Here is an 11539-nt window from a genome sequence, read left to right on the forward strand (position 1 = left end):
TTCAGTGTTGTACTGGCTTTAAGAATACCGCACCTAACGCTGGAACAGTAATTCTTGCTGAGTACGGGCGAGAATGATATTCTTCAGCAGCTGCAGTGAATGTGCCATTGTGAATATCAGAACCGCAATACTTTGCGTCATCAGTTGTGAGTATCTCTTCCCACTGGCCACCCTTTGGCAACGCAACCTGGTAGTCTTGCCAAGCTTGACCAGAGAAGTTTACTACTACAACAATTTCTTCGCCGTCATCGCCAATACGCATGTAGCTTAATGTGTTGTGGTCGGAATCATCACTTGTAAGCCACTGGAAACCATCAGGTGTAAAGTCTTGGCTCCAGAAAGCTCTAGAGCTCTTGTACAAGGCGTTCAAATCTGCAACAAGCTTTTGCACTCCTTGATGGAATGGCCACTGCAATTCATTCCAGTTAAGAGAAGTATTGAAGTTCCATTCGCTTGACTGTCCAATTTCTCCGCCCATAAACAGCAAGTTCTTGCCTGGGTGAGACCACTGGTATGCAAGCAAAGCACGCAAGCCTGCGAACTGTTGCCATTCATCGCCTGGCATCTTTCCAAGCAACGAACCTTTGCCATATACGACTTCATCGTGGCTTAATGGCAACACGTAATGCTCAGAATACGCGTAAACCATAGAGAATGTAATCTCATTGTGATGCCAACGACGGTTAATTGGCTCTTCCTTAAGGTATTGCAATGTGTCGTGCATCCAACCCATGTTCCACTTCAAGCCGAAGCCTAAACCGCCCATATCGGTTGGTGCTGTTACGCCCTGATAAGCAGTAGATTCCTCAGCAATCATCATGATGCCAGGATTATTCTTGTAAGCAGTAGCGTTTGCTTCCTTAATGAAATCAATAGCTTCAAGGTTTTCTCGTCCGCCGTAAATATTTGGCCTCCACTGACCATTTTCGCGGCTGTAATCCAAGTAAAGCATGGAAGACACTGCATCGACGCGCAGTGCGTCAACGTGGTACTCATCCAACCAGAAGCAAGCATTGGCAACAAGGAAGTTACGAACTTCGTGGCGACCAAAGTTGAAGATATAAGTACCCCAATCAGGATGTTCGCCGCGCATAGGATCAGGATCTTCGTAAAGCGCTGTGCCATCGAAGCGTCCAAGAGCAAAGTCGTCCTTAGGGAAGTGGGCAGGAACCCAATCCATAATGACACCAATTCCTGCTTTGTGGAGCTTATCCACAAGGTACTTAAAGTCATCAGGGGAGCCGAGTCGAGAATCTACAGCATAGTAGCCTGTAACCTGGTAGCCCCAAGATCCAGAGAATGGGTATTGTGTAAGAGGCATAAACTCAACGTGAGTAAAGCCTTCTTTTTGCACGTAGTCAACTAAGTGGTCGGCAAGCTCGCGATAATTGCCTAAATCGCGATTCCAGCTGTTAGCTTGTACTTCGTAAATACTTATTGGACCATTGTGTGCGTCAGTTTTTGCACGCTTATCCATCCAGTCGGTATCGTGCCACTTAAATTCAGAATCGACAACAATGGATCCAGTGTTTGGTGGAACTTCGTGAGAGCGTTCCATTGGATCGGCTTTCATAATCCAGTTGCCAGACTGAGTAAGAATCTCATACTTGTATACTTCGCCAGCAGTGACACCTGGAATGAAAAGTTCCCAAATTCCGGAAGATCCAAGCGAGCGCATTGCGTGACGTCGACCATTCCAGTAATTAAAGTTTCCAACAACTCGAACTGCACGAGCATTCGGTGCCCAAACAGAAAAAGCGGTGCCGGTTACTTTCTTTACCATCTTGCCTGTTTCAGGAGAAACTAGACCCCAAGAGTCTGTAATAGTCTTAACATGTGCGCCTAAGGCTTCCCAAAGACGTTCATGACGACCTTCGCCGAATAGGTACATATCAAGATCGCCAACTTGAGGCAAATAGCGATACGGGTCATCGTCTGTTGATTCAGAACCGTCAATTTCTACAGTATGGATGCGGTAGCTTGGCACGGACCAAGTCTTAGCTTTAGCATGCTTTACTGCAGGAATAACAGCGGTAAAAATGCCATTATATTCATGTTTAGCTTCGTATTCTCCACTCTTGGTGAGAATTACTACTTTCTTTGCCATTGGGCGTAAAACGCGGACGGTTACAGTGTCAGCACCCTTGTCAGTTCCAAGGTGGCCGCCGAGAACCTCATGTGGATTGTAATACTCTGCATTGCTCACCGCAGCTAATACGTCCTGACGGACTGGGACTGCGACTGCATCTTCATTGATGTTAGTAACTGTACTCATGTTGACTATCATACATGGTTTATTGCTATAAGTCGCGTGTGTTTCGCAGTATTGTGAAAAATTTATGAAAGTTTTTTCAAGTCTTGCCCTTATGGGAAACTGTTATGAGTTTTTCTGTGCGTACGGAGGGTTCTGTTGGAATATCAAGTCGGCGATATGGTCGTCTATCCTCGTCACGGTGCAGCTCGTGTTGAAGAAATAAGTGAGCGCACTGTAAAAGGTGTAACTCGTCAATATCTGCGCTTAGTAGTGTTGTCGTCAGATGGTTTGGAAATTAACGTACCAGTAGACAATGTTAAAAAAGTAGGCGTACGTGACATTGTTGGGGCTCAAGAAGTAGCAAAAGTTTTTGAAATTTTGCGCACGCCAATTATTGAAAAAGAAATGAATTGGTCTAGGCGCTACAAGCTTAATGTAGAGAAGATTGCCACCGGCGATGTGAACAATATTGCTGAAGTTGTGCGTGATTTATCTCAACGCGATGTAGACGAGCATGGCCTGTCTGCTGGCGAAAAGCGTATGCTTTCACGCGCTCGCAGTATTCTAATTTCTGAAATTGCTTTGTCTGAAAAGATTGATGAAATGGAAGCTGAGCGTCTTCTTGATGTAAATCTTGGCTACAAAGACCCTCAGGAAGGCGATGATAAGCATCATACTTGCGCGCCTGATGAGCCTGCATCTCAGACTTTATTTCTTTTAGAAGAGCGTAATAAAAAAGCAAAAAAGAAGTAAGTCTAAATTTTTAATTAGTTAATTAGTTAATTTAATAATGTAACTGTTTTACAAATTAAATTAATTGTTATATTTAAGCAATAAAAAAATCTCTTGCATCAAACGGTGCAAGAGATTTTTTATTATAGCGATCGAAGCTTTGTTACTATTTACTTGCCTGGATCTTGCTGACCCTGATTTGAATTCTTAGGATCAGTATTCTTGGCTATAGTTGGCTTCTTAGTAATAGGTTTCTTTGGTGTATCTTGATCATCAATATTCTTACGCATATCTTTTGTGGCGTTAAGAGCGTTTTGAAGATCATCGCAAATCTTCAAAATCCACTGATCTAGCTGATTTGCATACTTAGGCATAAGCTCGCTTACGCGTACGGTCGAAGTGTAGCTTCTGCCAGCAGTACCATTTAGAAGATTAAGAACATCGTTACCTTGCTGACTGTCGCTAATAAGAACATCAATCTTACGATCTTCAATAAGCTTTTGGAACTCTTCTACACTTGAACGCTGTGGATCATTGTTATTGCTTATAGCGTCAGAATATTCCTTAGGAGCTGCATCCTTTACATTCATGTCTGCCATAAGCCAGAACAGAATTGGCGAGGTAGAAGCATATTTTGCATCGCTATGATTTTTAGCAAAATCACTAATAGAACTTGTTAATTTCTTTTCGCTATTTTGCCATTCAGATAGTCGCTGAGCAAAATCATGCTTCTTAGCTGGAAGAACCTTTGAGAAAGTATCAGCCATTGATGAAGCCATAGCTTCTCTTGCATCGTGAGAGAACCACAAGTACGGATTATCTCCATTTAATGCACCAACTGTTGCAGCTGCACTAATAGTTTCAGCCTTTTTTGGATGCACTTTAGAAGCCCAATCGTCATATCCTGCGCCGTTTGTAATTAATACTTGTGCATCCTGCATATTTTCCAAGTCTTTTGGTTTAGGCTTAAAAGATGAGATATCAGTATTTGCGCCAGCCATTATCGATTCGACTTTAACGTCTTTACCACCGATTTCTTTAGCCAAGCTGCCCCAAGTATCTACAGTAGATACAACAGTTATTTGTGTTGCTGTTTTAGGTTTTTCTTTTGGTTTTTCTACCTGCTGACCGCATGCCGAAAATCCAAGAAGTACTGCAGATGCAATAAGGCATGTTGAAACGGTTTTGCCAAATTTTTTTGCCGCGCAAATAATGGTACGCATCACTGTGGCTCCTTCTTTGATAATAGTGCGTCGGCGCACATTAGTTTTGCTTGTCGACTAATACACTTCTATACCTCACGATAGCCTATCCTTACGAATTGTGCGAGTTGGGAGGCATATTTTATGGTTATTGTTCTTGATGGTAAGGCACTTGCTGGCAAAATTAAGGAAGATTTGTCTGCACGCGTTGCGCTATTGCGTAAAAATGGTATTGAACCTGGATTAGGTACTTTACTTGTTGGAAATGATCCAGGATCATTAAAGTATGTTGCTGGAAAACACAAAGATTGCGAAGAAGTTGGGATTCGTTCAATCAGATGTGATTTGCCAGAAGATGCCAGCGAAAATGACATTCTTAAAGCAGTTGAGCAATTGAACAATGACCCTCTTTGCACAGGTTTTATTGTACAATTGCCGCTTCCTAAAGGCGTTGATTCTAAAAAAATTATTTCCGCAATCAATCCTAAAAAAGATTGTGATGGAATGCATCCTTATAATCTAGGCGAGCTTGTGATGCATATTTCTGGAGATATTACAACGCCTTTGCCTTGTACTCCTCGTGGAATTTTAGCTTTGTTAGACGAGTATGGAATTAATCTTTCTGGTAAAAACGTTTGTGTTCTCGGTCGAGGAATTACAGTTGGCAGAACAATTGGTCTTTTGCTCACAAGAAGGGGAGTAGACGCGACTGTTACACTATGCCACACTCGTACTAAAAATTTGCAGGAAATTATGCGTGGATCTGACGTAATTATTGCTGCAATGGGCTGTGCTGGTTTTGTTAAGCCAGAAGATATTAAACCTGGCGCCGTTCTAGTTGATGTTGGTGTATCTCGCATATTTGACGAGGAAGCAGGAAGATATCGTATAAAAGGCGATGTTGATGTTGCTTGCCGTGAGATTGCTGGAGCATATTCTCCAAATCCTGGTGGAGTAGGCCCTATGACACGCGCTATGCTTCTTGCGAATGTTGTTGATATGGCTGAAAGAAAGCTTCAAAATTAATATTTCGACACTCCCGGACTAAAACGGTAATTTTGGCTAGGCCTGCCTATAAACTAGCTCTTTGTGTGCGTAGTATCGCGCATAACTATAACTAAATATCGAGTAATATCCACCCCAAGAAGAAACCACTAATAAATAATGGCAGAGAATAATAACGAAGTCGCCAAGGTTGCGATTAATGATATTGGCACCGAAGAAGACTTCATCAAAGCAGTCGATTCAACCATCAAGAATTTTGATGATGGTGATTTAGTTGAAGGTACCGTCGTAAAGATTGATCACGACGAAGTATTGTTGGATATCGGCTACAAAACTGAAGGTGTAATTCCTTCCCGTGAACTTTCCATCAAGAAAGACGTTGATCCAGATGATGTCGTTGAAGTTGGCGACACCATTGAAGCCCTTGTTGTTACTAAGGAAGACAAGGAAGGACGTCTTATTCTCTCCAAGAAGCGTGCACAGTATGAGCGTGCTTGGGGTGACATCGAGAAGATTAAGGATGCAGACGGCATCGTTGAAGGTACCGTTATTGAAGCTGTTAAGGGCGGCTTGATTGTTGATATCGGTCTTCGCGGCTTCTTGCCAGCTTCCTTGGTTGAGATGCGTCGCGTGCGCGATCTTTCTCCATACATTGGTCAGAAGATTAAGGCTAAGATTCTCGAGCTCGATAAGAACCGCAACAATGTTGTGCTTTCCCGTCGCCAGTTCCTTGAGGAAACCCAGTCCGAAGTTCGCGAGACCTTCCTCTCGCAGCTTAAGAAGGGTCAGATTCGCGAAGGCGTTGTGTCTTCTATCGTAAACTTCGGCGCATTTGTTGACCTCGGCGGTGTTGACGGCCTCATTCACGTGTCTGAGCTTTCTTGGAAGCACATCGATCACCCATCTGAGGTTGTTAAGGTTGGCGATAAGGTTACCGTTGAAGTTCTCGACGTTGATCTCGATCGCGAACGTATTTCCCTTTCCCTTAAGGCAACTCAGGAAGATCCATGGCAGCGCTTCGCTCGCACCCATGTTCCTGGACAGGTTGTTAAGGGCAAGGTCACAAAGATTGTTCAGTTCGGCGTGTTCATTTCCGTTGAAGATGGCATTGAGGGCTTGGTTCACATTTCTGAGCTTGCAAACCGTCACGTAGAGAACCCAGAAACTGTTGTTAAGGCTAACGAAGAAGTATTCGTTAAGGTTATTGACGTAGATCTCGACCGTCGCCGCATTTCCCTCTCCTTGAAGCAGGCAAATGAGGCTGTTGATCCAGCTTCTGAGGAGTTTGATCCAGCTCTCTACGGCATGCCAGCTGAGTACGATGCTGAAGGTAACTACAAGTACCCAGAAGGCTTCGATCCAAACACTAATGAGTGGATGGCTGGCTACGAGCAGCAGCGTGAAGAGTGGGAAGCTCAGTATGCTGCAGCTCACGAGCTTTGGGAAGAGCACAAGGCATTTGCTGCTAAGGAACTCGCGGCTGCTGCTGAATCTGCAGCTGCTGACGGTCAGCAGGAAGCTGAAAAGAAGCCAGCTAAGGAAGAGAAGAAGGAAGAAGTTGCTTCCAACTATTCTTCTGAGGCTTCTAACGAAGGTGCTTTAGCTGATTCCGATCAGCTCGCAGCTTTGCGCGAACAGCTTTTGAGCGAAAAGAAGTAGTTTTCTGCTAAAAGCTTATAAATAAGATGCCCTGGTGAGTAATCATCGGGGCATCTTTTAATATCTTTAGTAATAACGCTTTGATTTATTAATTTTTTATTATATAGTTTTTAAGAAAATAAATTTCTTACGAGAGAAAGTGTGATTATTGTGAGTGATTTAGATAATCAAACTGGAGATTACTCCGGCTCTGACAATCAGACTCAGTACGGACAGCCACAGTACAATGATCAGTCTCAGCAGTATAACCAGGCTCAGCCACAATATAACAACCAATCCCAGTATGGTGCTCAGCCTCAGTACAATGCTCAGCCACAGTATGGTCAGACTCAGTATGATCAGAATTCATATGCTCAGCCTCAATACAATGCTCAGCCGCAATATGGTCAGTACTCTCAGTCTGCTCCTCAGTACAATCAAGCATCTTCCTACTCTAACTATGGATCTAATTATTCATCAAACACATACAGAAGCTCTCGTAACAAGATTGCTGCAGGCCTGTTAGCCATTTTCTTGGGCGCTTTGGGTGTGCACAATTTCTATCTTGGTTTTAAAGGAAAGGCGATTGCACAGCTGCTTATTTCTATTCTTTCTTTCGGCTTGCTGGCTTTTGTTTCTGGAATTTGGGCATTTATTGAAGGAATTTGCATTCTTTGCTCTCAGCCTGGTTCTAAGTGGCATAAGGATGCCGATGGAGCTGAACTTCAAGACTAATTTTACAATTATTATTTAGCGTATAATGCCCCTGTAATTAGTTACTGGGGCATTACTTATAATTTATATATGACAATAATGCGTATTGCGGTAACGGGCGGAATTGCTGCCGGAAAATCTACAGTAGTAAACCATTTGCATTCGCTTGGCGCTTTTGTTATAGATTACGATGTTTTAGCGCGTAAAGTAGTGGAACCGGGAAGTGCAGTATTGAGGCAAATCGTAGGAATTTTTGGGGAAAATTCTGTTTTGGAAGACGGTTCTTTAAATCGCGCGTTTATTGCTGAGCATATTTTTGGTGACGACGATGAGCATAAGCAAGCATTAAGTAAGATTGAATCTATAATTCACCCGGCTATTTACAATCTTGCGAAGCTCTTAGAAAGCGAATATAAAAGCGAGTATGTTAGTAAAATTTCTAAAGAAAGTTGCTGTGAAAGCGCAGATTTAAGATCAGTTATTGTGCACGATATTCCACTTCTTGCGCAAGTAATTGACAGCATTCCATTCAGTTTCGACCATATTATTACCGTTGAAGCGCCTAAAGAAATTCGCGTTAAGCGAATGATAAGCGAGCGAAATATGACGGAGAGTCAAGCTTTAGCGCGCATAAATAGTCAGCTTCCTAGCAAAATGCGAAAAAATATCGCAGATTTTGTAGTTGATTCCACTAAACCAATGGAATCGATGCTTAACAGTGTTGACAATACGCTAAAATCATGGTTGTTTGACGCAAACAATACAAGCGCTGAAATGGCGAAACTGGGGAAGTAAAAGATTATGTCGAATAAAATTCAGCGCACAAACAAGCCTTTTGTAGTAAAAGCGCCATACAAGCCTTCAGGAGATCAGCCGCAAGCAATCGACGAGCTGGCTAATCGCATTGAAAACGGCGAAAACGACGTTGTTTTAATGGGTGCTACAGGCACTGGTAAAACCGCTACAACCGCTTGGCTTATTGAGCGTTTGCAAAGGCCTACCCTTATTATTGAGCCGAATAAAACTTTGGCAGCTCAGCTTTGCGCGGAATTTCGCGAGCTTATGCCAGATAATGCTGTGAGCTATTTTGTGTCTTACTACGATTACTACCAGCCAGAAGCGTATATTCCACAAACAGACACGTATATTGAAAAAGACTCGAATATTAACGACGATGTTGAGCGTCTTCGTCACGCAGCTACAGCAAATTTACTTACTCGACGGGATTGCGTTGTTGTGGCTACTGTTTCTTGCATTTACGGCCTTGGTACTCCAGAGGAGTATGCAGAGCGAATGCTTATGCTAAGCGTTGGCCAGCAGCTTGAGCGAGACGATTTATTACGCCAATTTGTGAGCATGCAATACAAGCGCAACGATATTGCGTTTACGCGCGGAACTTTTAGAGTTCGCGGTGACACTGTTGAGATTATTCCAGTGTACGAAGAATTAGCTGTGAGAATTGAGTTCTTTGGTGACGAAATCGACAGAATTACAATGTTGCATCCGCTTACGGGGGAAGTAATTCGCCAGGAGAGTAGCGTTCATATTTTCCCAGCATCTCACTATATTGCAGGACCTGAGCGCATGGAGCGCGCGTTAGAGGCGATTGAAAAAGAGCGTGACGAAAGGGTAGCGCAGCTTAAAAAGCAGAATAAATTGCTGGAAGCTCAGCGTTTGGAAATGCGAACTACGTATGATTTGGAGATGCTTCGCCAGGTTGGAGTGTGCCCAGGAGTTGAGAATTATTCGAGGCATTTTGACGGACGTGCGGCTGGCACGCCTCCGCATACTTTGCTTGACTTTTTCCCAGATGACTTTTTGCTTGTTTTAGACGAGTCGCACGTAACCGTGCCGCAAATCGGAGCTATGTATGAGGGAGATGCTTCGCGCAAAAGAACGCTTGTAGAACATGGCTTTAGGCTGCCTTCGGCAATGGATAATCGCCCGTTAAAGTGGAACGAATTTTTGGAACACGTTGGTCAAACTGTGTATCTTTCTGCAACGCCTGGAGATTACGAGTTGGGGCTTTCGGATGGCGTAGTTGAGCAGATTATTCGCCCAACTGGCTTGCTGGACCCTAAGATTGAGGTTCGGCCCGTGGAAGGCCAGGTTGACGATTTGCTTGCGGAAATCAAGGCTAGAGTTGCAAAAGATGAGCGCGTGCTTGTTACTACGCTTACAAAGAAAATGGCAGAAGACTTAACTGATTACTTCCTTGAGCTTGGAATTAAAGTTGAGTACTTGCATTCGGATGTTGATACTTTGCGCAGAGTGGAGCTTTTGCGCGAGCTTCGCGAAGGCAAAATTGATGTGATTATTGGCATTAATTTGCTTCGTGAGGGTTTGGATTTGCCGGAAGTTTCGCTTGTTGCGATTTTGGATGCAGATAAGGAAGGCTTCTTAAGATCTTACCGTTCGCTTATTCAGACGATTGGCCGCGCTGCTCGTAACGTTTCGGGAACTGTGCTTATGTATGCGGATACTGTTACGGATGCTATGAGCAAGGCGATTAGCGAGACGGAGCGCCGCCGCGAAAAGCAAATCGCATATAACAAGGCTCATGGAATTGATCCTAAGCCTTTGCGAAAGAAGATTAGTGATGTTAACGACATGCTTGCTAAAGAGGATGTTGATACGCAAACTTTGCTTGCAGGCGGTTACAGGAATGCTAATAAGGCTGGGAATTCGCATTATGGCGTGCCAAAAGAGCCGAATCTTGGGCAGCAAAGCAAAGAAAAGCGTATGGCGAATGTTTCTGAGTTGCCGCAAGACGACATTATGTCGCTTATTAAAAATTTGAGTGAGCAGATGCATGTTGCTGCAGAGCAGTTGCAATTCGAGCTTGCAGCGCGTTTGCGCGACGAAATCCGCGATCTAAAGAAAGAGCTGCGTCAAATGGATGCGGCTAATAAGTGAAGCTAATAGAGGAAACATGTCGACGGTGTAGGGTCGAGTGCACAGGATGTTAACGTTAAAAGGTGCACACACCTTGCACTCATCCTGCACCCAGCTGTTTATGCGCGGAAATGTGGTTTAAGAGCAATTTTTATATTGCAGTTTTGTCAAAAATTGTTTTTATTGATTTTATTATCGTTTATTTGAATATATTCAAAGATGGTTTTTCTTAAATAAGATATGTTTTGAATCACAATACAAGAGTTTGTATGTGTAAGTGAGCAGTGATATAGAAAAAGGAGCTGGGTTTGTGGCTCAGCTCCTTTTTCTAATTATTTTCAATTATTAGTTTACTTTTGTTTAATTTTGTAGGTGAACTTTTTTACTCGCGATTCTTCTTGCGAGAGAAGAATGCTGCTGCAGCTCCCAGTACACCAATCATTGCGCTGATCAATCCTACTCGTTCCACTTCAGCACCAGTCTTTACTAATTGGGACGAATGCTTTGCAGGAACCTTGTTGCCGGACTTAGTAGACGCGTTAGAACCTGAAGCACCAGTGGATGCGTTACCAGCATTGCTGTTTCCAGCATTACCGGTTTCAGCGTTACCAGCGTTGTTAGCATTGTCAGCGCTACTTGATTCGTTGGTGCTATTTTGAGCGCCGGAATCTGTAGAGCTGCTGCCACCAGTAGTAGATCCGCTAGTTGAACCACCATTGTTAGGCGTGGAGTCGTTACCCGAATCAGATCCAGAACCGGAATCAGAACCTGTTCCAGAACCAGAATTTCCGCCGTTGTCTTTGGCTTTACCAGTAACTTCCTCGGAAGTGTTTTCACCCTTCTTATCTTTAGCTTTTACATCACTACCGTCTTTGACTTGCTTTGCTGGAATAGTGACTTTACCAGTTTTTCCGTCAACGGTTACGCCTTCTGGAGTTTCACCAGTCCAGTTTCCATCATTGCCTTTCTTGACAGTGATGGTCTTCTCTTTGTCTTCACCTTCTGGCGTATAAGTGATTTCCAAACTATCAGTACCGTCTGCTGGTGTTACCTCAACGGAACCATCGTCTTTAGGCGTGACAGTTGGAGCAGCTGGCTT

The 11539-nt window shown here is 43.5% G+C and carries 8 protein-coding genes and 1 pseudogene; 6 read left to right on the plus strand and 3 right to left on the minus strand.

The window, feature by feature from the left end:
* Nucleotide 1 precedes the first annotated feature (1 nt).
* Nucleotides 2–2275: a 1,4-alpha-glucan branching protein GlgB gene (gene glgB, locus ACLD6A_RS00850; RefSeq protein ID WP_410313315.1), complete on the minus strand. Its 2274-nt coding sequence runs from the start codon at nt 2273–2275 to the stop codon at nt 2–4.
* 135 nt (nt 2276–2410) lie between these two features.
* Here glgB and ACLD6A_RS00855 point away from each other — a divergent pair, with 135 nt between their 5' ends.
* Nucleotides 2411–3007 carry a CarD family transcriptional regulator gene (locus ACLD6A_RS00855; protein WP_410296009.1) on the plus strand — a complete coding sequence of 199 codons (597 nt, stop codon included), beginning with the start codon at nt 2411–2413 and terminating at the stop codon, nt 3005–3007.
* Nucleotides 3008–3156: 149 nt separating this feature from the next.
* Here ACLD6A_RS00855 and ACLD6A_RS00860 read toward each other — a convergent pair whose 3' ends face one another.
* Nucleotides 3157–4209 carry a metal ABC transporter solute-binding protein, Zn/Mn family gene (locus tag ACLD6A_RS00860; protein WP_004134645.1) on the minus strand — a complete coding sequence of 351 codons (1053 nt, stop codon included), beginning with the start codon at nt 4207–4209 and terminating at the stop codon, nt 3157–3159.
* A gap of 123 nt (nt 4210–4332) precedes the next feature.
* Between ACLD6A_RS00860 and ACLD6A_RS00865 the strand changes: the two genes are divergently transcribed.
* The 5 genes from ACLD6A_RS00865 (at nt 4333) to uvrB (ending at nt 10461) form a co-directional block, all read left to right on the plus strand.
* Nucleotides 4333–5214 carry a bifunctional methylenetetrahydrofolate dehydrogenase/methenyltetrahydrofolate cyclohydrolase gene (locus ACLD6A_RS00865; RefSeq protein WP_004134643.1) on the plus strand — a complete coding sequence of 294 codons (882 nt, stop codon included), beginning with the start codon at nt 4333–4335 and terminating at the stop codon, nt 5212–5214.
* Between the two features lie 138 nt (nt 5215–5352).
* A complete protein-coding gene (gene rpsA, locus ACLD6A_RS00870) occupies nt 5353–6852 on the plus strand; it encodes a 30S ribosomal protein S1 (RefSeq protein WP_004134642.1) in 1500 nt (499 codons plus the stop codon).
* Nucleotides 6853–6993: 141 nt separating this feature from the next.
* Nucleotides 6994–7566: an NINE protein gene (locus ACLD6A_RS00875; RefSeq protein ID WP_410313316.1), complete on the plus strand. Its 573-nt coding sequence runs from the start codon at nt 6994–6996 to the stop codon at nt 7564–7566.
* A gap of 69 nt (nt 7567–7635) precedes the next feature.
* Nucleotides 7636–8340: a dephospho-CoA kinase gene (gene coaE, locus ACLD6A_RS00880; protein WP_410313317.1), complete on the plus strand. Its 705-nt coding sequence runs from the start codon at nt 7636–7638 to the stop codon at nt 8338–8340.
* 6 nt (nt 8341–8346) lie between these two features.
* Nucleotides 8347–10461, plus strand: a complete 2115-nt coding sequence (gene uvrB / locus ACLD6A_RS00885) for an excinuclease ABC subunit UvrB (protein ID WP_019260949.1) — start codon at nt 8347–8349, stop codon at nt 10459–10461.
* A 361-nt stretch (nt 10462–10822) separates the two neighbouring features.
* Here uvrB and ACLD6A_RS00890 read toward each other — a convergent pair.
* Nucleotides 10823–11539 (minus strand): annotated as a pseudogene (locus ACLD6A_RS00890) (hypothetical protein); the annotation flags it as partial.

Origin of the sequence: Gardnerella sp. Marseille-Q9691, from assembly GCF_046507715.1 — a bacterium.
Lineage (GTDB): Bacteria > Actinomycetota > Actinomycetes > Actinomycetales > Bifidobacteriaceae > Bifidobacterium > Bifidobacterium greenwoodii.